Origin of the sequence: Neisseria lactamica (assembly GCF_901482445.1) — a bacterium.
In the GTDB taxonomy this organism is placed as follows: domain Bacteria; phylum Pseudomonadota; class Gammaproteobacteria; order Burkholderiales; family Neisseriaceae; genus Neisseria; species Neisseria lactamica.
On sequence record NZ_LR590477.1, the window covers coordinates 1285966 to 1308802 of the forward strand.

The following is a 22837-nucleotide window of genomic DNA, read 5'->3' on the forward strand; positions in this document are numbered from 1 at the left end:
CCTCAAACCGGATACATGACTTTATTCCCAACTTATCCGGCCTGACAGCCACAATATAATGATGGCAATACCAAAAACAATGCGGTAATAGGCAAACGGGATATAGTTTTTCTTGGAAACAAACTTCAGCAGTGCTTTGACCGCTACCAAACCGGAAACAAAAGCGGCAATAAAGCCTATCAGAATCAAACCGACATCATTCAGGGTGAAAAACCGGTAATGTTTCAGAACATCATAAGCCGTTGCGGCAACCATCACCGGCACAGCCAAGAAAAACGAGAACTCCGTTGCTGTTTTCCGTTCGATGCCCCAAAGCATCCCGCCCATAATCGTACTGCCCGAGCGGGATGTTCCCGGAATCAAGGCAAACACCTGCGCGATGCCGATCATCAAGGCATCGACCGGACGGAGTGCATCGACATCAATTTTTTTGGGCACTGTATGGCTTTGGCGTTTTTCTACCCACAAAATAAAAAAGCCGCCCAAAACCAGCATAACTGCAACACTCAAGGGATTAAACAGATACTCTTTGATTTGTTTGCCGAATAATAATCCCATCACGGCGGCCGGCATAAAGGCGACGGCAAGATTGAGGACGAACCGGTTGGCTTTTTTGTCTTTGCCCAAGCCGTGCAACACACCGGCAAAACGCCGACGGTATTCAACTACCACTGCCAAAACCGCACCAAGCTGGATGGCAATTTCAAAAACCTTGTGGTTGCTGTGAAAACCGACCAAGTTACCAAACACAATCAGATGACCGGTACTGGAAATAGGCAGGAATTCGGTAAAACCTTCTACCAAGCCCATCATCAGGGCTTTCAGGACAATCAGAAAATCCATTGCTTGGTTTCTTTCAAATGCGCGGGGATGCGGTTATTTTTGCACAGGATGGTTTGACAGTTTGCGCTCCGCCCTGACTTTGGCAAGCAATTCTTTAATGGTATGGATTCCGCCATCAAAGCCATTATTGAAGATGACGCGGTATTTCCCACCGACAATAACGGTTGGTGTGCTGTCAATACCATATTGTTCCGTCAGTTTCTGCATTTTTAATGCGGCGGCGGCAGCTTCGGGGGAATCATAGGCGCGCATCAGTTTTTTGCCGTCAAAGCCTTTTTGCGACAAAGCCCATTTTCCGGCCACCGCCCTGTCTTCCAAATGAACCTTCTGTTCGTAAACTGCTTTAAACACGGCAGGGTTTGCCTGATATTTCAAACCTGACAAATTGACGGCGGCCGCCATTCTGGCCAATCCGAGCATTTCAGGCCGCCAAACCACGTGTTCCGTCCTCAAATAGGCATCAGACGGCAATGCCTTGCCCAGCTTCAATAACAAGGGGTCGAAATGATGGCAATGTACGCAAAAATAGCCGAAAAATTCCAAAACTTCGATTTTTCCCGATTGTTGCTGCGGGACAGGCTTATCCAAAACAATATAGTCTTCCCCTTCCGTCAGGGCATATGCCTGTGCGGACAACACTGCCGACAGCAGCAGCGGCAACAGATGTTTGAGCTTCATAATTATTTGCCTTCAATAACACGAATCAGGCTGGCAACCCCGTGCTTTTTCAAATCGTCCTGCATTTTTTTCACCGCATCGGCAGACATATTGCCGCTTTGCACGCGGTAAAGCGTTTTATGTCCCGCCTGATAACCGACCACTTTGGAAGGCACACCCAAAATCGCCAGTTTGGCACGCTGCCCTTCCGCGCTCTGACGGTCGGCATACGCGCCCATTTGCAGATAATGCGTTGCTTCCGCCTTGGCGGGCGTGTTCGGCTTCTGCCCTTCTTTGGCGGCGGCACTGCGCGCTTTTTCGATGCTGCCGCTGTTGAGGATTTGTTCGGGGGTCGGTTGCGGCGCTGCTTTTTCTTTTCCTGCCTTTTTCTTTTCTTTTGCCGCTTGCCCGCCGGCTTCTTCGGATGGTTTTACCGGTTGTTTTTTAACCGTTCCGGCTTCTTTTTCCCGTACCTTCCCGCCGATGTCTTTTTCACGCCCGTCCGGCTGTCCTGCCTTGTTGTGCATCTTCTGCCCCTTAGGCGTTTCCTGCTCCTGCCTGTCCGCTTCACTTTCGGTTTCATCGGTTTTTTCGGAAACAGGCTGTTTATCGGCGGTTTCTTCCTCATCCGCCTGCCCTTCCGGCAGGGCGGCATCCGGTTCGGACGAGGCATCTTGTCCTACCGGATCCGGCCGGGCTGCCTCTTCTTTAGGCCGGGTTGCCGGCTTCGGCGTGTCCGCCACTTCCTGCTGTTGCGGCACAAGCGGGCTTTTAAACGCATTTTGACCTGTTTGATTCAGATAAAACAAAATACCGGCAATAATGACCGTTGCCAGCATCAAACCGAAGAAGAAACCGGACAGACCTTTTCCGGATTGGGAAAATTTGTTCATAAACATACCTTAATGTATTTCAGACGGCATTAACGCCGTTTGCGTGCGGACGGATATTCTAACAATATTGCCATATTTGGGCAAAACCCGCCCCGATGCCTTTTATAAAGTCATAAAGCGCGGCGGAAACCTATGGCTTTCAAAACATGGCTTCTGCCGACTTCTTCGTCGCCTGCCAAATCCGCCAACGTACGCGCCACGCGCATGATGCGGTGGAAGCTGCGGGCGGAGAGGGAGAGTTTTTCCAACAATCCGCCCAAGGCTTCCTGCGCTTCTTTTTGGATGCGTGCGATGGTCTCGAGTTCGCCGACACTCAAGGCGGCGTTGACTTTGCCCTGCCGTGCGTATTGTTTGTCACGGGCGGCGATGACGCGTTCCAAAACGTTTGCACTGCTTTCCCCTGCTTCCTGCTGCATCAGTTCGGCGGCGGACAGGCTGGGGACTTCGATGGTCAAATCGATGCGGTCAAGCAGCGGGCCGGAAATTTTGCTGCGGTAACGCGCGACGCTTTCGGGCGTGCAACGGCAGGGTTTGACGGGATGCCCGAGATAACCGCACGGACACGGGTTCATGGCGGCGACAAGCTGGAATTTGGCGGGATAGACGGCTTGGCGCGCCGCGCGGGAAATGTGGATTTCGCCGTTTTCCAAAGGTTCGCGCAACACTTCCAAAACTTTGCGGTCGAACTCGGGCAATTCGTCCAAAAACAAAACGCCGTGATGCGCCAATGAAATCTCGCCCGGACGCGGGTCCGAACCGCCTCCGACCATAGCCGCCGCGCTGGCGCTGTGATGCGGACTGCGGAAAGGACGGTTGCTGTCGAGTTGTTGTTGGTGGTTGGGCAGGAGCGAACGCAATGCCCACACTTCGACCAATTCGTCTTCGGTCAGCGGCGGCAGGATGCCGGGCAGCCGTTGGGAGAGCATAGACTTGCCCGTTCCCGGCGGACCCATCATCAAAAGGCTGTGTCCGCCTGCGGCAGCGATTTCCAAAGCAAGGCGGGCAGTGTGTTGGCCCTTGACATCGGCAAGGTCGGGCAGTTTGGCGTTTTCAGACGGCATCTGAGGAACTTGGCATTCGGTTTGCGCCAAAGGTTCGATGCCGTTCAAATGGGCGGCGACTTCGCCCAAAGAGCGCGCGCCGTAAACGGTAATGCCGCGCATCACGGCGGCTTGTCCTGCGTTTTCTTCAGGCAAAACAAATGCACGTTTTGCCTGCATACCCTGCCACGCCATCGCCAACGCGCCGCGCACGGGGCGCAACAGCCCCGACAGTGCCAATTCCCCCGCAAACTCGTATTCCGCCAGCTTTTCGGGCGCAACCTGCCCCGATGCGGCAAGGATGCCGATTGCAATCGGCAAATCGAAACGCCCCGACTCTTTGGGCAGATCGGCAGGGGCGAGATTGACGGTGATTTTTTTGGCGGGAAACTCGAAGCCGCTTTGGATGATGGCGGCACGGACGCGGTCGCGGCTTTCTTTGACTTCCGTATCGGGCAGTCCGACGATGTTGAAATGCGGCAGACCGTTGGCAAGGTGGGCTTCCACTTCGACCAACGGCGCATTCATACCGCTCAAGGCGCGGCTGTAAACCAAGGCGAGCGACATATTTCAGACGGCCTTATTCGCCGGCTGCGGTTTGCTGCCTGATTTCGGCGGCGGCTTCTTCGGCAGCGGCTTCAGCCGCTTCCAATGCTGCCCGTTCGGGATTTTGCGCGGCTTCGAGTTTCGCCAAACGCGCTTCCAAAGCCGCCAGTTTGGTACGGGTTTTAATCAAAACCTGCTGCTGGATGTCGAATTCTTCGCGCGTAACCAGATCCATACGGTTGAACGCGCCGCCCAACATCGCCTTAATATTTTTTTCCACATCTTTGGCAGGGCTGTTGGCGATGGTTTCGCTGATTTTCGAGCCGACTTCTTCAAAAAGCTGCTTGCCGAACATAATCTGTATCCTTCCTGAACATATCAAATTCAAGCGGCTATTGTATAAGGAAAAATGCCGTCTGAAAACGGGAGGCGGATAATCGGCAAAACATACCGCGCCCCCCTTTGCGGTTGCTAAATTACACTTCAAGACACCTGCCGCCTGAAAACGGATTTCATATTCCGCGCAACGCCCGGTTACAAGGTACTACAAAACAATATACTGTTTTAAATGATTTTTCCGACGCGCAGCGGTTCAAACCCGGTTTTTTAAGCCATAAGTGCTTTGCAAACAACAGAAATTGGGTTATCCTGAATCGGATTATTTACAATTTCATATAGTTTCATTACATATCTTATTGTGATTGAAGATAATTTATCCGAATCCCCTTCCAGGTGTCCGGATTTTCCGTTGTACTTTTATTAGAAAAACATTTCAGGCGCAAGTTGCTTGCAATTTCAAAGCCTGTAATTCTGAAGTTTTAGACGAGGAATAGCACATGAATCCCATGTACATCACTTTTGCAATCTATCTGATCGCAGTCCTTCTCATCGGACTTGCCGCCTATTTTTCCACGCGCAATTTCGACGATTATATTTTGGGCGGCCGCAGCCTGGGCCCGTTTGTTACGGCGATGTCGGCAGGCGCGTCCGATATGTCCGGCTGGCTTTTGATGGGTCTGCCGGGCGCGATTTATTTGAGCGGTTTGAACGAAGCCTGGATTGCCATCGGCCTCTTGGTCGGCGCATATTTCAACTGGCTTTTGGTGGCGGGTCGCCTGCGCGTGCATACCGAATACGCCAACAACGCGCTGACGCTGCCGGATTATTTCTTCCACCGCTTCGGCGCGGGCGGACACTTGATGAAAGTGGTTTCCGCACTGATTATCCTGTTTTTCTTCACGATTTATTGCGCCTCGGGCATTGTGGCGGGTGCAACCCTGTTCCAAAGCCTGTTTGAAGGTATGACTTACAATCAGGCAATGTGGCTGGGCGCGGGCGCGACCATCGCCTATACCTTCTTGGGCGGTTTCTTGGCGGTAAGCTGGACGGATACGCTGCAGGCTTCTTTGATGATTTTCGCGCTGATTTTAACGCCGGTGATGGTCTATCTGGGCTTGGGCGGCGCGGAACAAATGTCTGCCGCGATTCAAAGCGTCGCCGCAGGCACGGGCAAAGAATACGGCAGCCTGTTTGCCGGTACGACCGTCATCGGCATCATTTCCACCGCCGCCTGGGGCTTGGGCTATTTCGGACAGCCGCACATTTTGGCGCGCTTTATGGCGGCCGAAAGCGCGAAATCGCTGGTATCCGCACGCCGCATCGGTATGACTTGGATGGCGTTGTGCCTTGCAGGCGCGGTAGCAGTCGGTTATTTCGGCATTGCGTATTTCGGCGCAAACCCCGACAAAGTTTCTTCTATGAGCGGCAACCACGAACGCATCTTCATCGCGCTTTCTACTTTGCTGTTCAACCCTTGGATTGCGGGCATCATCCTGAGCGCGATTCTTGCCGCCGTGATGTCCACCCTGTCCTGCCAGCTTTTGGTTTGCTCCAGCGCGATTACCGAAGACTTCTACAAAGGCTTTTTGCGTAAAAACGCGCAACAGTCGGAATTGGTATGGGTCGGCCGCCTGATGGTCTTGGCGATTGCCGTGATTTCCATCCTGATTGCTTCCGATCCGAACAGCAAAGTATTGGGACTGGTGTCTTACGCGTGGGCAGGTTTCGGTGCGGCATTCGGCCCGATTGTGATTCTGTCCGTATTGTGGAAACGCATCACTGCCTACGGCGCGTTGTCGGGTATGGTTGCAGGTGCCTTAACCGTTGTTGTGTGGGCGGAATGGGTGAAAAAACCGGCTCAAGCGGCAGGAGAAAGCGGCTTGTTGACGATGTACGAAATCGTGCCGGGCTTTATTGTTTGCTTGATCGTTGCCGTGTTGGTTTCCCTGTTCAACAAAGAACCTTCGCGCGAAACCCAAGAACGCTTTGAAAAAGCCGACGCAGATTACCGCGCCGCCCGATAAACCCCTTTCAGACGGCACGGCATCCCGGTTCGTGCCGTCTGAACCCGTTTCCGGGTCAAACACAAATAAACCTTGCCTGCATACAGGCCTTATTTGTGTTTTACCCGTTTCATTTTCAAAGAAACGGAAGCACCTACCCTGCCCGCATTTGAAGCCTTGTATTTCATCTGCGGATTTATTACGATATTACCGTATTCAGGTCGCACCGATGCCGTCTGAACCCCCCGAAAAACTTTGGAGAATCCAAAAAATGTTTCATTTTGCATTTCCGGCACAAACTGCCCTGCGCCAAGCGATAACCGATGCCTACCGCCGCGACGAAATCGAAGCCGTACAGGATATGCTGCAGCGCGCACAGATGACCGACGAAGAACGCCAAGCCGCCTCCGAGCTTGCCCGCCGCCTGGTTACCCAAGTCCGCGCCGGCCGCACCAAAGCCGGCGGCGTGGATGCGCTGATGCACGAGTTTTCACTCTCCAGCGAAGAAGGCATCGCGCTGATGTGTCTGGCGGAAGCCCTTTTGCGTATCCCCGACAACGCCACCCGCGACCGCCTGATTGCCGACAAGATTTCAGACGGCAACTGGAAAAGCCATCTGAACAACAGCCCTTCCCTCTTCGTCAACGCCGCCGCCTGGGGCCTGCTGATTACCGGCAAACTGACCGCCACAAACGACAAACAGATGAGTTCCGCATTGAGCCGCCTGATCGGCAAAGGCGGCGCGCCCCTCATCCGCCAAGGCGTGAATTACGCCATGCGCCTGTTGGGCAAGCAGTTCGTCACCGGACAAACCATTGAAGAAGCCCTGCAAAACGGCAAAGAACGCGAAAAAATGGGCTACCGCTTCTCCTTCGATATGTTGGGCGAAGCCGCCTACACCGAAGAAGATGCCGACCGCTACTATAACGACTACGTTCAAGCCATTCACGCCATCGGCAAAGATGCCGCAGGACAAGGCGTTTACGAAGGCAACGGCATTTCCGTCAAACTTTCCGCCATCCATCCGCGTTATTCCCGCGCCCAACACGGACGCGTAATGGGCGAACTGTTGCCGCGCCTGAAAGAATTGTTCCTTTTGGGTAAAAAATACGATATCGGTATCAACATCGACGCCGAAGAAGCCAACCGTCTCGAATTGTCTTTGGACTTGATGGAAGCCTTGGTTTCAGACCCCGATTTGGCGGGCTACAAAGGCATCGGTTTCGTTGTTCAAGCCTACCAAAAACGTTGTCCGTTCGTTATCGACTACCTGATCGACCTTGCCCGCCGCAACAACCAAAAACTGATGATCCGTTTGGTCAAAGGCGCGTATTGGGACAGCGAAATCAAATGGGCGCAAGTGGACGGTTTGGACGGCTATCCGACCTACACCCGCAAAGTCCACACCGACATCTCCTACCTCGCCTGCGCGCGCAAACTGCTTTCCGCGCAAGATGCCGTCTTCCCGCAATTCGCCACCCACAATGCCTACACCTTGGGCGCGATTTACCAGATGGGCAAAGGCAAAGACTTTGAACACCAATGCCTGCACGGTATGGGCGAAACCTTGTACGACCAAGTGGTCGGCCCGCAAAACTTAGGCCGCCGCGTGCGCGTGTACGCCCCGGTCGGCACGCACGAAACCCTGCTCGCCTACTTGGTGCGCCGCCTGCTGGAAAACGGTGCGAACTCTTCTTTCGTCAACCAAATCGTCGATGAAAACATCAGCATCGATACGCTGATCCGCAGCCCGTTCGACACCATCGCCGAACAAGGCATCCACCTGCACAACGCCCTGCCGCTGCCGCGCGATTTGTACGGCAAAGGCCGTCTGAACTCGCAAGGCGTGGATTTCAGCAACGAAACCGTGTTGCAGCAGCTTCAAGAAAAACTCAACCGCGCCGCCGCGCAAGACTTCCACGCCGCATCCATCGTCAACGGCAAAGCCCGCGATGTCGGCGAAGCGCAACCGATTAAAAATCCTGCCGACCACGACGACATCGTCGGCACAGTCAGCTTTGCCGATGCCGCGCTTGCCCAAGAAGCGGTTGGCGCAGCCGTTGCCGCGTTCCCCGAATGGAGCGCGACACCTGCCGCCGAACGCGCCGCCTGCCTGCGCCGTTTCGCCGACCTGCTCGAACAGCACACCCCCGCGCTGATGATGCTTGCCGTGCGCGAAGCCGGTAAAACCTTGAACAACGCCGTTGCCGAAGTACGCGAAGCCGTCGACTTCTGCCGCTACTACGCAAACGAAGCCGAAAACACCCTGCCTGAAGATGCCGAAGCCGTCGGCGCGATTGTCGCCATCAGCCCGTGGAACTTCCCGCTCGCCATCTTTACCGGCGAAGTCGTTTCCGCATTGGCGGCAGGCAACACCGTTATCGCCAAACCTGCCGAACAAACCGGCCTGATTGCCGGTTACGCCGTTTCCCTGATGCACGAAGCCGGCATCCCGACTTCCGCCTTGCAGCTTGTCCTCGGCGCAGGCGATGTCGGCGCGGCGCTGACAGGCGATCCGCGTATCGGCGGCGTGATTTTCACCGGCTCGACCGAAGTGGCGCAACTGATTAACAAAGCCCTTGCCAAACGCGACGACAGCCCCGTCTTGATTGCCGAAACCGGCGGACAAAACGCCATGATTGTCGATTCCACCGCGCTGCCCGAACAAGTCTGCCTCGACGTATTGAACTCCGCCTTCGACAGCGCGGGACAACGCTGCTCCGCCCTGCGTATCCTTTGCGTTCAAGAAGATGTTGCCGACAAGATGATCGGTATCATCAAAGGCGCGATGGACGAATTGGTCGTCGGCAAACCCGTCCAACTCACCACCGACGTAGGCCCCGTCATCGATGCCGAAGCGCAGCAAAACCTGTTGAACCACATCAACAAAATGAAAGGCGTTGCCAAGTCTTACCACGAAGTCAAAGCCGCCGCCGATGTCGATTCCGAGAAATCCACGTTCGTTCGCCCCATCCTGTTTGAATTGAACAACTTGAACGAGTTGCAACGCGAAGTCTTCGGTCCCGTCCTGCACGTCGTCCGCTACCGCGCCGACGAGCTTGACCAAATCATCGACCAAATCAACAGCAAAGGTTACGCGCTCACCGGCGGCGTACACAGCCGCATCGACGGCACGGTACGCCACATCCGCGAACGCATCGAAGCGGGCAACGTTTACGTCAACCGCAACATCGTCGGCGCAGTCGTCGGCGTACAACCGTTCGGAGGACACGGTATGTCCGGTACGGGCCCGAAAGCAGGCGGTTCGTTCTACCTGCAAAAACTGACCCGCATCCCCGAATGGGTTGCCCCGCCGCTGAGCCGCATCGGACAAGCCGACGAAGCCGCGCTCAAATGCCTCGAAGCCCTGATTCACAAGCTGCCGTTTGATGCGGAAGAGAAAAAATCAGCGGCATCGGCATTGGGACACGCCCGCATCCGCACCCTGCGCCGGGCAGAATCCGTCCTGACCGGCCCGACCGGCGAACACAACACCCTGAGCTGGCGCGCGCCAAAACGCGTCTGGGTACACGGCGGCAGCCTCCTGCAAGCCTTCTGCGCCCTGACCGAACTTGCCGCCGCCGGCATCCAAACCGTCGTCGAACCCGGCAGCCCGTTGGCTTCCTACACCGCCGACTTGGAAGGTCTGCTGCTGGTCAACGGCAAACCCGAAACCGCCGGCATCAGCCACGTTGCCGCCCTGTCGCCTTTGGACAGCGCGCGCAAACAGGAACTTGCCGCCCACGACGGCGCACTCATCCGCATCCTCCCTTCGGAAAACGGACTCGACATCCTGCAAGTGTTTGAAGAAATCTCTTGCAGCATCAACACCACAGCCGCCGGCGGCAACGCCAGCCTGATGGCGGTTGCCGACTGATTGTTCCAAAACCGCCCGGGTGCGGCCCGCGAACAAATGCCGTCTGAAAACCTTTCAGACGGCATTTTTATAGTGGATTAAATTTAAATCAGGACAAGGCGACGAAGCCGCAGACAGTACAAATAGTACGGCAAGGCGAGGCAACGATGTACTGGTTTAAATTTAATCCACTATATTTCATCACTCACACAACTTGACGTTTCCTACCTGCACAAGCCCAAATCGCACATCACGTTTTTTACTTCATTATTTCAACTTCTTTTATTCCGTCATTCCCACGAAAACAGAAAACCAAAATCCCGTCATTCCCGGCAGGCGGGAATCAGTTCCGTAACAACTGTATTTTTGTCAGACGGGGTGAAAAATACAGTTGCTACGGAACTATTCCATTATCTGTTGCAGATATTTTGTAATAGCTGACATTGCGCCTACCAGGATATATACCTTCTATATAATCCTTATTTAAATAAAAACTCTTATAAAAATCTGTGTTATCTGTCGGGATTGAAAAAAAGATTTTATCTTTCTCATCAGGTTTAAATTTGTTATCAATATTAAAAAGAGAATAAGGATTACAATGAGTTTCACATACTAATGGTAAAAATTTATATCTTGGATCATGAAATATTCGATATTTATCAGGATCGAAAGATGCTAAAAATTCATCAATATTGGTATCAGATATTTTGTCATCACTAATAAACATCGCTAGAGATGGGCGACCTTGATTTTCCATTTGTTGATTAGTAAAGGCTATAAATGCTAACTTGCCATTGTCGTCATACCATATAGATTTATAGTTATTGCCTTTGGGAGAATAAATTCTAGCAGCACATAACATAGGTCTATCTTTACAGTTGTTATATTGAGTTTCATCAAACTCAACTGCATGGCACAATAAAGGCAATAGAAAAAACAGGGTTATTAATTTATTACTATACATAAGACGGCTTTCTATTTATTCGATAATAAATCTAGTTTTCAATATTTGATTTTGTTTTGGATTAGTGTACATAATAAATTTTACTGCTCCAAAATCTGATATTAAACCTATGGATTTTGTAAATTTTTCAGGAAAATAGGCTGTGTTTGAACAATCCGCCGATTCCGGCTGTTTGCCGGGAAAGGCAATTATTTTTCAGTCAGATAGAAAGTTATCCTATTGAATAATTTAAAGATAAAGATGTTTATCAACGCCATATTAAAACACTGCCTTTTACCAATCGAATTCCGCCGTTACGGGCGCGTGGTCGCTCGGACGTTCCAAAGCGCGCGTATCCAAATCGACGCGGACATCCTTCAACGCCTCCGCCATCGCAGGCGACACCAAAATATGGTCGATACGCAGGCCCAGTTTGCGTTGGAACATCGCGCCGCGATAGTCGAACCATGTGTAAAACGCGCCTTCGGGATGGACTTGGCGCAGGCTGTCGGTCAATCCCAAATCCAGCAGGTTTTGAAACCACTGCCGTTCGACGGACGAACAGTGGATTTTTTCATACCATTTTTTAGGGTCGTAACAGTCCGCATCGGCAGGCGCGATATTGAAATCGCCCAGCAGCACCAGTTTGCCGTAGCGGGTCATTTCGTCGCGGACAAATTCGGTTAACGCGGCAAACCATTGTTCTTTATATTTGAATTTGGGGCTGTCCAAAGCCTCACCGTTGACGCAATAGACATTGATAACGCGCACGCCGCCGACGGTTGCCGCAATCACGCGCCGTTGCGGATCGTCCGGCAGGGAGGGCAAACCGAAATGCACGTCTTCCGGCGCGTTGCGGCTGACGATTGCCACGCCGTTGTAGGTTTTCTGCCCGCTCCAAACACAGTGCCAGCCCATCATCTGCAAGGCGGCTGCGGGAAACTTGTCCTGATCGAGTTTGAGTTCCTGCAAAACCAAAATATCCGGCGGATTGTCGGCAAGCAGGTTTTGCACCTGCGGCAGCCGCACATTGAGCGAATTGACGTTCCAAGTGGTGATTTTCATAACATTTCCGAAAAATGCCGTCTGAAACGTTCAGACGGCAAAAGGAAAGGATTTTAACACTATACCGCGCGTTTGTTTGCCAAATCGCGGATTGTCCGCAAAATCTCCGCCGCCTCTTCGGAAACCAGGCGGTATTCGATAATGCGGTGGTAACGCGTAAAATCCACCAGCCCGCCCGCCCTCAGGCGGTTCAAATGGCCGGAAACGGCGGTGGCCGGCAGGGATAAGGATTTTGCCAATTCGGCGATATTGCGTTCGCTGTCCAACAGTTGGATCAGTATCGCCATACGTTCGGGATGCGCCATAAGTTTGAGTATGGTGTGGAGCGGTATTGTGTTCATCGGTATTCCTAAAACCTTTGCCGCCCGCCAAGCGGATTGACGGGCGACAGATATGGATGATTGTGATTATCTTTATAAATCGTATTATAAATCAAATATTTATGGATGATTGTACAGGATTGTATGTTCCTTTTCCCACTTTTTTTGCAAACAAGCGTAAAGGCGGGCTTTCAGACGGCATAAAACTGCCGCGCCCGTCCTTTTCCCTATCCTGCCGATGCGTCGGAATCATCCGTATTATTCAAAAGATACCTTACAAGCGCCGCATACCTTGCCCTGCCGATGCCTCCGCGCTGTCGGGCAAACAAAATACCTGCCTGAAATGCTGTTTTTTCTAAAGCATCACGACCTTTACGAAAAATGCCGTCTGAAGAATCTTTCAGACGGCATTCCCTCCCTGAGGCAATAACCGGATTACGGTTAAGCGGTTCCTTGCCTGACATATCAGACAGCCGCCCGCACCCTAAAACTCACGCCACGAAATCCAAACCTATGTCCAACGAACGGCTGCTGTGGGTCAGATAGCCGAGGGCGATGCCGTCCACGCCGGTTTGCGCTACGCGCTTCAGTCGGTCGAAGCCGATGCCGCCCGATGCTTCGCAATAGACGGTGTGGGGATGGGCGGTTTGCGTGTGGCAGCGGTTTGCCGCTTCTTTCAGGGTTTCGTCGTCCATGTTATCCAGCAAAATCCGTTCCGCGCCCGCTGCGATGGCTTCGTCCAGTTGTGCCAACGTGTCCACTTCGATTTCCACGCAGGTCAACGGTCCGACCGCCTGTTTTGCCTGCTGCACGGCTTGGGCAATGTTGTCGCAATAGGCGAGGTGGTTGTCTTTGATGAGTACGGCATCGTCCAAACCCATGCGGTGGTTCACGCCGCCGCCCGCCCTGACGGCGTATTTTTGCAGGACGCGCAGCAGGGGGATGGTTTTGCGGCTGCACACGATATCTGTACCGTATTCGGCGATTTCGGCAACGGCACGCGCGGTGGCGGTGGCGATGCCGCTCAAGTGCGTGAGGTAGTTGAGCGCGGTGCGTTCGGCGGCGAGCAGTGCGCGTGCGTTGCCTTCGACGGCGGCAAGCGACTGACCTGCGCGGACGGCTTGCCCGTCTCGGATTTCGGCTTGGAAGCGGACGCACGGATCCATTGTCTGAAAGGCGAGGCGCGCCAAGTCCATGCCGGCGATAACACCGTCTTCGCGGCTGACGAGGAAGAATTTGGCGGTTTTATCGGGGGCGATGACGGCGGCGGACGTAATGTCGCCGCGCCTGCCCAAGTCTTCGCTCAAGGCTTGTTCGACTATGGGGCGCAACAGGGTGTCGGGCAGGGAAAAGAGGGTGTTTTCAGACGGCATGAGGTTTCCTTTGTCGAAAAAGATTGATGTTGCACCGATGGGGCAAAACTTCATTTTATAGTGGATTAACTTTAAACCAGTACGGCGTTGCCTCGCCTTAGCTCAAAGAGAACGATTCTCTAAGGTGCTCAAGCACCAAGTGAATCGGTTCCGTACTATCTGTACTGTCTGCGGCTTCGTCACCTTGTCCTGATTTTTGTTAATCCACTATAGGTCGTCTGAAAACGGGCTAACGGCTGCCCAGCGGCAGTCCGATGTCCGAAATCAGCCTGTCGGGCAGGACGTCGTCGCGGAAGCGGTAAAGCTGCGCAGGACGGCCTTTGCTGCCCGATACGCCGGCATCCGACGGCTCGATAAGGTTTTGCTGCTGAATCTGGCGGCGGAAGTTTTGCTTGTGCAGCAATCTGCCGCTGATGGCTTCGATGCTGTTTTGCAGTTGCAGCAACGTGAATTCGGGCGGCATCAGTTCGAAAATCACGGGGCGGTATTTGATTTTGGCGCGCAGGCGGGACAGGGCGGTTGCCAGCACGCGGCGATGGTCGTGACGCATGGGCTGCCCCGTGAACGCGAAGTCGAAGTTTGCCTGCGGCTCGGCGGCTTCCGCTATCAGACCGCTTTCATACAGCATTTCATAGCGTTGCAAAACGTATTCTTCCGACCAGTTTTCCGGTTCGACCCCCCAGCACAAATGAATGCGCTTGAGCCGCTTTTGGCGGACTTCCTCCGTGTCCGCCGAGTTTGCCCAAATGCGCAGTCGGCTGACGACGGCATCGCGCTGCCCGCCGTCGGTGCGCAAGTCTTCCCACGGGAAATAGCCGTAGCAGTCCAGCCATTTCGCGTCGGGATGCAGGATGCTGTCGGCTGCCTCGCGCACCAGCCCCAAATAGCTGACGTACAAGACGGGCATGCCGTGTTCGTTGCGGCGGTGGGTATCGACAAAGGTGTAAAGCTGTTCCACATAGCCCATAGGCTGCGAAGTCTGCTTGGCGATCCACAGCTTCACGCCTGCCTGCAGGGAATTGCGCAGGGGGGAGAGCGGGCCGTTGGGCAGGAGCGTGCCTTGGGCGACGGTCAACACCCGCAGGCCGCCGTCGGTAACGGCAATCAATACGGGAACCAGCTCGACGATGCTTTGCGGCGGGGCTTCGGCTTCGGGGTAGGTGTCCATGCTCGGCTTTCTGCGGGTGGGAAAGGCTTTATTGTATAGTGAATTAACAAAAATCAGGACAAGGCGACGAAGCCGCAGACAGTACAAGCAGTACGGAACCGATTCACTTGGTGCTTCAGCACCTTAGAGAATCGTTCTCTTTGAGCTAAGGCGAGGCAACGCCGTACCGGTTTTTGTTAATCCACTATAAACCAAAGCGGCTTGTCGGAACAAGCAGGTCGGTTTTGCGGTATCGCAAACCTGTTTTCAGACGACCTTGCATATTATACTCAAGTTGAGCATAATGTAAAAACAGTTTGAAAAGCAGACGGCAAACCTTCATGCCGTCTGAAAAACAGCTACAAGGAAACATCATGCAAACCGCCGCCCGCCGCTCGTTCGATTACGATATGCCCCTCATCCAAACCCCGACTTCCGCCTGCCAAATCCGTCAGGCGTGGGCAAAGGTTGCCGACACGCCTGACCGCGAGACGGCAGGCCGTCTGAAAGACGAAATCAAGGCTTTGCTGAAGGAGAAAAACGCGGTCTTGGTGGCGCATTATTACGTTGATCCGCTGATTCAGGATTTGGCTTTGGAGACGGGCGGATGCGTGGGCGATTCGCTGGAAATGGCGCGCTTCGGCGCGGAACACGAAGCCGATACATTGGTGGTGGCGGGCGTGCGCTTCATGGGAGAGAGCGCGAAAATCCTCTGCCCTGAAAAAACGGTGCTGATGCCTGATTTGGAGGCGGAATGTTCTTTAGATTTGGGTTGCCCGGAAGAAGCGTTTTCAGCGTTTTGCGACCAACACCCCGACCGCACGGTAGTGGTGTACGCCAACACTTCCGCCGCCGTGAAAGCGCGTGCCGACTGGGTGGTAACGTCTTCAGTGGCGTTGGAAATCGTATCGTATTTGAAATCACGCGGCGAGAAGCTGATTTGGGGACCCGACCGCCACCTCGGCGACTACATCCGCCGCGAAACGGGCGCGGATATGCTGCTGTGGCAGGGTTCGTGCATCGTCCATAACGAATTCAAAGGGCAGGAATTGGCGGCGTTGAAGGCGGAACATCCCGACGCGGTGGTGCTGGTTCATCCCGAATCGCCGCAAAGCGTCATCGAACTGGGCGACGTGGTCGGCTCGACCAGCAAACTGCTGAAAGCCGCCGTATCGCGCCCCGAAAAAAAATTCATCGTGGCGACCGATTTGGGCATCCTGCACGAAATGCAAAAGCAGGCGCCCGACAAAGAATTTATCGCCGCACCGACGGCGGGCAACGGCGGAAGCTGCAAAAGCTGCGCGTTCTGTCCGTGGATGGCGATGAATTCGCTGGGCGGCATCAAATACGCCCTGACAAGCGGACGTAACGAAATCCTGTTGGACAGAAAGCTGGGCGAAGCCGCCAAACTGCCTTTGCAGCGTATGCTCGACTTCGCGGCAGGGCTGAAGAAAAAAGATGTGTTCAACGGCATGGGCCCCGCCTGATTTGCCGTCTATATTGCCGTTTCAGACGACCTCTCAAACAAGGACAACACCATGCAAACCGATTGCGACGTATTGATTGCCGGAAACGGGCTGGCGGCACTGACGCTCGCCCTGTCGCTGCCTGAATCGTTCCGCATCGTCATTTTGTGCAAAAACCGGCTGGACGACACTGCCAGCCGTCATGCGCAAGGCGGGATTGCGGCGGCGTGGTCGGGAGAGGACGATATCGAAAAACACGTTGCCGATACTTTGGAAGCGGGCGCGGGTTTGTGCGACGAAGCCGCCGTCCGCACCATCCTGTCGCAGGGCAAACCGGCAATCGAATGGCTGTTGACGCAGGGCGTAGCGTTCGACCAAAATAATAACGACTTGCACCTGACGCGCGAAGGCGGGCACACCTGCCGCCGAATCGCCCACGTCGCCGACTACACGGGCGAAGCCGTCATGCAGAGCCTGATTGCCCAAATACGCCGCCGCCCGAACATCCGAGTTTGCGAGCGGCAGATGGCGTTGGACATCCAAACCGAATCAGGCGCGGCGTGCGGGCTGACCGTCCTCAACCGCCAAACGCAAGAAACCTACCGCATCCGCACCCGCCATACCGTACTCGCAGGCGGCGGCTTGGGACAGATTTACGCCGCCACCACCACGCCGCCCGAATGCACGGGCGACGCCATCGCCATGGCGATACGCGCAGGCTGCGCAGTCGAAAACCTCGAATTTATCCAATTTCACCCCACAGGCTTGGCAAGGCCGTCTGAAAACGGCCGCACCTTCCTGATTTCCGAAGCCGTGCGCGGCGAAGGCGGCATCCTGACCAACCAAGCGGGCGAACGGTTTATGCCGCATTACGACCGCCGCGCCGAACTCGCGCCGCGCGACATCGTTGCCCGCACCATCGCCGCCGAAATCGCCAAACAAACGCAAGACTTCGTCTCGCTCGACATCAGCCGCCAATCCGCAGCGTTCGTCCGTCAGCATTTCCCGTCCATCCATCGGCACTGCCTGTCCCAATGCGGTTTGGACATTACGCGCCAAGCCATCCCCGTCCGCCCCGTGCAGCACTACACCTGCGGCGGCATCCAAACCGACCCCTGCGGCAGAACTTCCCTGCCGCAGCTCTACGCCTTAGGCGAAACCGCCTGCACCGGCTTGCACGGAGCCAACCGCCTCGCCAGCAACTCCCTGCTCGAATGTGTCGTTACCGCCAAACTTGCCGCCCAAACCATCGCAGACGGACAAGCATTCCAAACCGCACCGCCCAAAAGGCCGTCTGAACACCCCTCCGCCGAAGCAGGCATCTTTTCAGACGGCATCCAAAGCGCATTCAGCCGCCCCGTCCTGCAAGCGTTCAACCAACGCCATTTGGGCATCCTCCGCAACGATACCGGCCTGCGCCGCGCCATCGCCCAACTGTGGCTTTGGAAGCAAAACCAAGCCGAACCGCACACCGCGTCCGAATACGAAAACCGCAACCTGCTCGAATGCAGCCTCGCCGTCGCCCAAGCCGCATACGCAAGGCGGCAAAACATCGGCGCGCATTTTAATAGTGATTGTTAAGGTTGGCAGGTCAGAGAAAATCGTTCAAATAAATTTGAATAGCATGGTTAAGAAATTGGCATTCGGTTTTTATGGTTGCGTAAGTTGGGTTATCATTCTGTTCTAAAAGCAAAAAGGCCGTCTGAAACACTGTTCAGACGGCCTTTTACTTCCTTAACACTTTATCTGACGCGTTTTACCTGCCCGACTGTGCCCACACGTTTTGCAGGTAGGCGTAGGTCAGCTCGGCGGTGTCGGACACCAGCGCGATGTCGCTGCCCAAGTCTTCGGCTTTGCCCACGCCGATAGGCAAGGCGCCGGCGGCTTTGATGGCGGCTACTCCTGCTGCTGCGTCTTCGATGCCGATGCAGCGGCGGATGTCCGCGCCCACGCCCTCGGCTGCGGCGAGGAAGATGTCGGGGGCGGGTTTGGAATGCGCGACGGCGGCAGGGTCGGCAATGGCGTCGAAGAAGTGGGTCAGCCCCATGCGTTCGAGCAGGAACGGGCCGTTTTTACTGGCGGACGCGAGGGCGATTTTTTTGCCGTTTGCCCTCAATGCTTCCAGCAGCGGCAAAATGCCGGGGTACACGTCTTCGGGTTTGACTGCCTGAATCATCTCGACGTAGTTGTCGTTTTTGCGGCGGGTCAGTTCGGCGAACTCGGTTTCGCCGACGGTTTTGCCGCCGTGCGCGAGGATGCGTTTGAGCGAATCGTCGCGCGACACGCCTTTGAGCTGCTCGTTAAACTTGCGGTCTATGCCGATGTCCAGTTCTTCGGCGAGCTTTTTCCATGCGCGGTAATGGTATTCGGCGGTATCGGTGATGACACCGTCGAGATCGAAGAGCACAGCGGTAAACGTCATTTTTCGCCCTCCTTATTTTTCCAACGCGACAGTGTGGCTGCCGTTGAGCGTGATGTCTTTGCCGTACACCTGCAAATCGAGCGGTTCGCCTTTAAGCAGGGTGAAGACGACGTTTTCTTTGCCGACGGCGACTTTAATCAGACGGCCTCGGTAGTTGATATGGAAGGCGTAGCCTGTCCATGCGCCCGGCAGGAACGGTGCGAAGCTGAGTTTGCCGCCCCAAGTTTTCATTTGGGCGAAACCTTGGACGATGGCGAGCCACGAGCCGGTCATAGAAGTAATGTGCAGGCCGTCTTCGGTGTCGTTGTTGTAGTTGTCCAAGTCCAGGCGGGCGGTGCGCCGGTACATTTCCACGGCTTTTTCCTCTTTGCCCAGTTCGGCGGCGAGAATAGAGTGGATACACGGCGACAACGAGCTTTCATGCACGGTCATCGGTTCGTAGAAGTCGAAGTTGCGGCGTTTTTCGTCGATATTGAAACGGTCGCCGAAGAAATAGATGCCTTGCAATACGTCCGCCTGTTTGATAAAGGGCGAACGCAGGATTTTGTCCCACGACCATTTCTGGTTGAGCGGCAAATCGTCGGGCGAAAGCGCGGACACGGGGCGGATGTCTTTGTCGAGGAAGCCGTCGTGCTGCACGAATACGCCGAGTTCTTCGTCATGCGGACGGTACATATTCGCGCTGATGTCCGCCCATTTTTCCAACTCGGCGGCGCGCACGTTCAAATCCGGACGCGGGTATTTCGCCAAGGCTTCGCGGGTGTAGTCCAATACCCAAGCGGCAAGGGTGTTGGTGTACCAGTTGTTGTTGATGTTGTTTTCGTATTCGTTCGGGCCGGTTACGCCGTGAATCATGTATTTGCCGTTGCGTTTGGAGAAGTGGACGCGGTCCGCCCAGAAGCGGGACACTTCGACCAAGACTTCCAAGCCTTCTTTGGCAAGATAGCCCTCGTCGCCAGTGTAGTTGGTGTAGTTGTAGATGGCGTAAGGAATCGCGCCGTTGCGGTGGATTTCCTCGAAGGTGATTTCCCATTCGTTGTGGCACTCGATGCCTGTAAACGTTACCATCGGATAGAGTGCGCCCGCCAAGCCCTGTTCGCGCGCGTTGTGCTGCGCCTGCGGCAGTTGGTTGCGGCGGTATTGCAGCAGGTTGCGGGTAACTTCGGGTTCAGCCAGCGCGAGGTAGAGCGGCACGGCGTAGGCTTCGGTGTCCCAATAGGTCGCGCCGCCGTATTTTTCGCCGGTAAAGCCTTTCGGGCCGATGTTCAGTCGCGCGTCTTCGCCGTAGTAGGTGGAGAACAGTTGGAACAGGTTGAAGCGGATGCCTTGTTGCGCTTCGTCGCTGCCTTCGATGACCACGTCGGCGATTTCCCAACGGTGCAGCCAGCCTGCTTTGTGCGCGTCCAGCAAGGTTTCAAACGCAACGCCTGCGATTTTTTCCGACAAGGCGCGACCTGCGGCTTTCACTGCTTCCAAGCCCTGATAATCGCGGCTGGTGGTAACAATCACGCGTTTTTCAAAGGTTTCGGGCGTGCCGCCGACTTCGGCCTCGAAAGAATTGGAGACCTGCCAGTCGGTTTGGCTGCCGCCTAGGGCTTTGAAGCTGCCGGCGAAGGTTTGCTCGGCGTTGACGATGAATTGTTCCACGCCGAAGGGGTTGGCGACGGTTTGGGTGGCAATGTAGGAGAGACCGTCTGAAACGCCTTTGTCCAATACCTGCCAGAATTTTTCTTCGTAGTTGGAGTCTTCGTTTTTCACGTCGGCATCGATGATGGAATCGATGCGGACTTGGTGGGTTTTACCGTCAACGGATACGGCTTCCCAGCGGATAACCGCCAGCTCTTTTTGCGCGACGGACAGGAATTTGCACACATCGAAACGCACGCCGAATACGGTGAACGAGCGGCGCAATACGCCGTGCCGCATATCGAGTTCGACGGCGAAGCCGGCAACGTCGTTTTTCGCCAAGTCCACCTCTTGCCCGTCGACAAAGATTTTGACTTTGCTGAAATTGAGCGCGTTGATGGCTTTGCCGAAATATTTGGGATAGCCGTTTTTCCACCAGCCGACGCGGGTTTTGTCGGGAAACCACACGCCGGCGATGTAGGTGCCCAAGTGGCTGTCGGCGGAGTAGGTTTCCTCAAAGCTGCCGCGCATACCCATATAGCCGTTGCCCAAGCTGGTCAGGCTCTCTTGCAGCCGTTTGTGTTCTTTTTCCAGTTTTGCCGAACGCAGCGTCCAAGGGCTGATTTCCATAATTCTTGTGTACATCGTAAAGCTCCTGTTTTGATGGTTTTATGGCAAACCGTTTGGAAATACGGTTTGCCTTATTGAATCGGATAAAGCGTCGGCAGAAGTCTCAGACGGTCTTTCTGCCGATAAATAAAAAGATTATGCGCCGCCGTGCGTTTCTTTAATCAGGAACACGGAAAACGCGCCCAGCAGCAGCACGAAGCCCGCCGCCAAAAACATATTGGCCTGCAAGCCGCCCAGCATCGGGAAAAGCACGAAACTCAACAGCGAAGCGACGATTTGCGGCATACAGATAGAGCCGTTAAACAGACCCAAGTAAGTGCCCATATGCTTGCCCGACAAGGCGTTGGTCACAATCGTCAGCGGATAAGTGATAATGCCCGCCCAAGCGATGCCGATTAAGGTATAAGACAACACCAGCGCGTATTGGTTGCCGATGAAGAAAACGGAGAAAAAGCCGAGCGCGCCCAAAGCCAAACAGCCGAAATAACCCGCCTTATGGTATTTATTCGGTACTTTTGCCAGAATAAACGAACAAATCACCGCCGCAACCGACTGCACCGCCGCCAAAACGCCGTACCAGTTGCCCGCCTCCTGATAACCTACGGAAGACGCATCAGTGGTGTGCCAGACGTTTTCCGCAATCGCGCCTGCCGAGTAAGTCCACATATATTGGAAGGCAAACCAGCAGAAAAACTGTACCAGAGTAACCGTCCAAAACGCTTTAGGTGCGGTTTTTAAGAGTTCGAACCAGTTGGCTTTTTCCTGATTCGCGGCGACATCGATGCCGTGGTAACGGGCATAGGTTTCCGGGTCGTATTCTTTGACTTTGAAGATTGTGAACGCACTGGTAATAATCAGTAATGCCGCGCCCACATAGAATGCTACGACCACGGTTTGTGGCACAACGCCTTTCTCGGCGGTGTTCGCCAAACCGATATACGCAAACACAAACGGCAGAATCGCCGCCACGACCGCGCCCGTATTCGCTAAGAAACTTTGAATCCCGTAGGCGTAGCTTTTCTGCTCCTCGTTGACCATATCGCCGACCATCATCTTAAACGGCTGCATCGCCATATTCGACGACACGTCCAACAGCGCAATCATCAGCGCGCCGAACGACAAGGCTGCCAGCGACGCATAGCCGAAACCGAAGCTGCCCGAGTTCGGCATCAAAATCATCACGATAACCGCAATCAGCGTGCCGTAAAGCAGATACGGCAGGCGGCGGCCGCCCAAGCGCGGCTTCCAAGTGCGGTCTGAGTAGTAGCCCACTATCGGCTGCACCAGCATCCCCGCCAGCGGCGGCAGGATGAAAAACCAGCCCAAATTGTGCGGGTCTGCGCCTAGCGTTTGAAAAATGCGGCTCATTTGCGAGCTTTGCAGGGTAAAGGCCGTCTGAACGCCGAGATAGCCGAAGCTCAACATCCAAATCGTGCTTTTTGCCAGCGCGGGCAAACCTTGTTTTGCTGTTTGAGGCGTATATTCCGACATAAGGTAAATCCTTTTTTGATTTGAAAAGTATAGTGGATTAAATTTAAACCAGTACGGCGTTGTCTCGCCTTAGCTCAAAGAGAACGATTCTCTAAGGTGCTGAAGCACCAAGTGAATCGGTTCCGTACTATCTGTACTGTCTGCGGCTTCGTCGCCTTGTCCTGATTTAAATTTAAT

At 54.4% G+C, this 22837-nt stretch carries 18 protein-coding genes and 1 pseudogene; 5 read left to right on the forward strand and 14 right to left on the reverse strand.

Annotated features, from left to right (window positions below):
* Positions 1 to 21 precede the first annotated feature (21 nt).
* The 5 genes from FGL10_RS06710 to FGL10_RS06730 all read right to left on the reverse strand — a co-directional run bounded on the left by FGL10_RS06710 (position 22) and on the right by FGL10_RS06730 (position 4334).
* Complete coding sequence (locus FGL10_RS06710; protein ID WP_003709929.1) at positions 22 to 843, reverse strand: undecaprenyl-diphosphate phosphatase; 822 nt, start codon at positions 841 to 843, stop codon at positions 22 to 24.
* Between the two features lie 33 nt (positions 844 to 876).
* Entirely contained in the window at positions 877 to 1521 is a 645-nt protein-coding gene (locus tag FGL10_RS06715; RefSeq protein ID WP_003709928.1) for a thiol:disulfide interchange protein DsbA/DsbL, read from the reverse strand.
* A gap of 2 nt (positions 1522 to 1523) precedes the next feature.
* Entirely contained in the window at positions 1524 to 2393 is an 870-nt protein-coding gene (gene ftsN / locus FGL10_RS06720) for a cell division protein FtsN (RefSeq protein ID WP_171007432.1), read from the reverse strand.
* 110 nt (positions 2394 to 2503) lie between these two features.
* Positions 2504 to 4000, reverse strand: coding sequence for a YifB family Mg chelatase-like AAA ATPase (locus tag FGL10_RS06725; protein WP_003709925.1), 1497 nt, complete (start codon positions 3998 to 4000; stop codon positions 2504 to 2506).
* A 13-nt stretch (positions 4001 to 4013) separates the two neighbouring features.
* On the reverse strand, positions 4014 to 4334 hold the full coding sequence (locus tag FGL10_RS06730; RefSeq protein WP_003709924.1) for an accessory factor UbiK family protein: 321 nt from the start codon (positions 4332 to 4334) through the stop codon (positions 4014 to 4016).
* A gap of 481 nt (positions 4335 to 4815) precedes the next feature.
* On the opposite strand from FGL10_RS06730, the gene putP reads away from it, so the two are divergent.
* The 3 genes and pseudogenes from putP to FGL10_RS12085 all read left to right on the forward strand — a co-directional run.
* Entirely contained in the window at positions 4816 to 6342 is a 1527-nt protein-coding gene (gene putP / locus FGL10_RS06745) for a sodium/proline symporter PutP (RefSeq protein WP_003709921.1), read from the forward strand.
* Positions 6343 to 6592: 250 nt separating this feature from the next.
* Positions 6593 to 10198 (forward strand): bifunctional proline dehydrogenase/L-glutamate gamma-semialdehyde dehydrogenase PutA, encoded by a 3606-nt coding sequence (gene putA / locus FGL10_RS06755; protein WP_036475320.1) that lies wholly within the window; start codon positions 6593 to 6595, stop codon positions 10196 to 10198.
* Between the two features lie 68 nt (positions 10199 to 10266).
* Positions 10267 to 10380, forward strand: a pseudogene (locus tag FGL10_RS12085) (IS5/IS1182 family transposase); the annotation flags it as partial.
* Positions 10381 to 10571: 191 nt separating this feature from the next.
* On the opposite strand, the gene FGL10_RS06760 reads toward FGL10_RS12085, so the two are convergent.
* The 6 genes from FGL10_RS06760 to FGL10_RS06790 form a co-directional block, all read right to left on the reverse strand.
* Positions 10572 to 11141, reverse strand: a complete 570-nt coding sequence (locus FGL10_RS06760; protein WP_003709915.1) for a hypothetical protein — start codon at positions 11139 to 11141, stop codon at positions 10572 to 10574.
* 273 nt (positions 11142 to 11414) lie between these two features.
* The gene (gene xth / locus FGL10_RS06765) at positions 11415 to 12185 is read right to left on the reverse strand and encodes an exodeoxyribonuclease III (protein WP_003709914.1); all 771 of its coding nucleotides are present in this window, start codon (positions 12183 to 12185) and stop codon (positions 11415 to 11417) included.
* Positions 12186 to 12244: 59 nt separating this feature from the next.
* Entirely contained in the window at positions 12245 to 12526 is a 282-nt protein-coding gene (locus FGL10_RS06770; RefSeq protein WP_003709912.1) for an ArsR/SmtB family transcription factor, read from the reverse strand.
* Between the two features lie 206 nt (positions 12527 to 12732).
* Positions 12733 to 12969, reverse strand: coding sequence for a hypothetical protein (locus FGL10_RS06775; protein WP_003709909.1), 237 nt, complete (start codon positions 12967 to 12969; stop codon positions 12733 to 12735).
* Positions 12970 to 12996: 27 nt separating this feature from the next.
* Positions 12997 to 13878, reverse strand: a complete 882-nt coding sequence (gene nadC / locus FGL10_RS06780) for a carboxylating nicotinate-nucleotide diphosphorylase (protein ID WP_036469986.1) — start codon at positions 13876 to 13878, stop codon at positions 12997 to 12999.
* A gap of 229 nt (positions 13879 to 14107) precedes the next feature.
* The gene (locus tag FGL10_RS06790) at positions 14108 to 15046 is read right to left on the reverse strand and encodes an NUDIX hydrolase (RefSeq protein WP_003709906.1); all 939 of its coding nucleotides are present in this window, start codon (positions 15044 to 15046) and stop codon (positions 14108 to 14110) included.
* A gap of 353 nt (positions 15047 to 15399) precedes the next feature.
* Here FGL10_RS06790 and nadA point away from each other — a divergent pair, with 353 nt between their 5' ends.
* Complete coding sequence (gene nadA, locus FGL10_RS06795) at positions 15400 to 16512, forward strand: quinolinate synthase NadA (protein ID WP_036470003.1); 1113 nt, start codon at positions 15400 to 15402, stop codon at positions 16510 to 16512.
* Positions 16513 to 16563: 51 nt separating this feature from the next.
* Positions 16564 to 18072, forward strand: a complete 1509-nt coding sequence (gene nadB / locus FGL10_RS06800; protein WP_003709901.1) for an L-aspartate oxidase — start codon at positions 16564 to 16566, stop codon at positions 18070 to 18072.
* A 175-nt stretch (positions 18073 to 18247) separates the two neighbouring features.
* Here nadB and pgmB read toward each other — a convergent pair whose 3' ends face one another.
* The 3 genes from pgmB to FGL10_RS06815 all read right to left on the reverse strand — a co-directional run bounded on the left by pgmB (position 18248) and on the right by FGL10_RS06815 (position 22660).
* Complete coding sequence (gene pgmB, locus FGL10_RS06805; RefSeq protein WP_003709897.1) at positions 18248 to 18913, reverse strand: beta-phosphoglucomutase; 666 nt, start codon at positions 18911 to 18913, stop codon at positions 18248 to 18250.
* A gap of 12 nt (positions 18914 to 18925) precedes the next feature.
* Positions 18926 to 21184 carry a glycoside hydrolase family 65 protein gene (locus tag FGL10_RS06810; protein ID WP_003709895.1) on the reverse strand — a complete coding sequence of 753 codons (2259 nt, stop codon included), beginning with the start codon at positions 21182 to 21184 and terminating at the stop codon, positions 18926 to 18928.
* 120 nt (positions 21185 to 21304) lie between these two features.
* Positions 21305 to 22660 carry an SLC45 family MFS transporter gene (locus tag FGL10_RS06815; RefSeq protein WP_003709890.1) on the reverse strand — a complete coding sequence of 452 codons (1356 nt, stop codon included), beginning with the start codon at positions 22658 to 22660 and terminating at the stop codon, positions 21305 to 21307.
* Positions 22661 to 22837: the final 177 nt, after the last annotated feature.

Coding starts and splice junctions, on each gene's coding strand:
- FGL10_RS06710 (WP_003709929.1), bottom strand. CDS start 843: ATGGATTTTCTGATTGTCCTGAAAGCCCTGATGATGGGCTTGGTAGAA.
- FGL10_RS06715 (WP_003709928.1), bottom strand. CDS start 1,521: ATGAAGCTCAAACATCTGTTGCCGCTGCTGCTGTCGGCAGTGTTGTCC.
- ftsN (WP_171007432.1), bottom strand. CDS start 2,393: ATGAACAAATTTTCCCAATCCGGAAAAGGTCTGTCCGGTTTCTTCTTC.
- FGL10_RS06725 (WP_003709925.1), bottom strand. CDS start 4,000: ATGTCGCTCGCCTTGGTTTACAGCCGCGCCTTGAGCGGTATGAATGCG.
- FGL10_RS06730 (WP_003709924.1), bottom strand. CDS start 4,334: ATGTTCGGCAAGCAGCTTTTTGAAGAAGTCGGCTCGAAAATCAGCGAA.
- putP (WP_003709921.1), top strand. CDS start 4,816: ATGAATCCCATGTACATCACTTTTGCAATCTATCTGATCGCAGTCCTT.
- putA (WP_036475320.1), top strand. CDS start 6,593: ATGTTTCATTTTGCATTTCCGGCACAAACTGCCCTGCGCCAAGCGATA.
- FGL10_RS06760 (WP_003709915.1), bottom strand. CDS start 11,141: ATGTATAGTAATAAATTAATAACCCTGTTTTTTCTATTGCCTTTATTG.
- xth (WP_003709914.1), bottom strand. CDS start 12,185: ATGAAAATCACCACTTGGAACGTCAATTCGCTCAATGTGCGGCTGCCG.
- FGL10_RS06770 (WP_003709912.1), bottom strand. CDS start 12,526: ATGAACACAATACCGCTCCACACCATACTCAAACTTATGGCGCATCCC.
- FGL10_RS06775 (WP_003709909.1), bottom strand. CDS start 12,969: ATGTCAGGCAAGGAACCGCTTAACCGTAATCCGGTTATTGCCTCAGGG.
- nadC (WP_036469986.1), bottom strand. CDS start 13,878: ATGCCGTCTGAAAACACCCTCTTTTCCCTGCCCGACACCCTGTTGCGC.
- FGL10_RS06790 (WP_003709906.1), bottom strand. CDS start 15,046: ATGGACACCTACCCCGAAGCCGAAGCCCCGCCGCAAAGCATCGTCGAG.
- nadA (WP_036470003.1), top strand. CDS start 15,400: ATGCAAACCGCCGCCCGCCGCTCGTTCGATTACGATATGCCCCTCATC.
- nadB (WP_003709901.1), top strand. CDS start 16,564: ATGCAAACCGATTGCGACGTATTGATTGCCGGAAACGGGCTGGCGGCA.
- pgmB (WP_003709897.1), bottom strand. CDS start 18,913: ATGACGTTTACCGCTGTGCTCTTCGATCTCGACGGTGTCATCACCGAT.
- FGL10_RS06810 (WP_003709895.1), bottom strand. CDS start 21,184: ATGTACACAAGAATTATGGAAATCAGCCCTTGGACGCTGCGTTCGGCA.
- FGL10_RS06815 (WP_003709890.1), bottom strand. CDS start 22,660: ATGTCGGAATATACGCCTCAAACAGCAAAACAAGGTTTGCCCGCGCTG.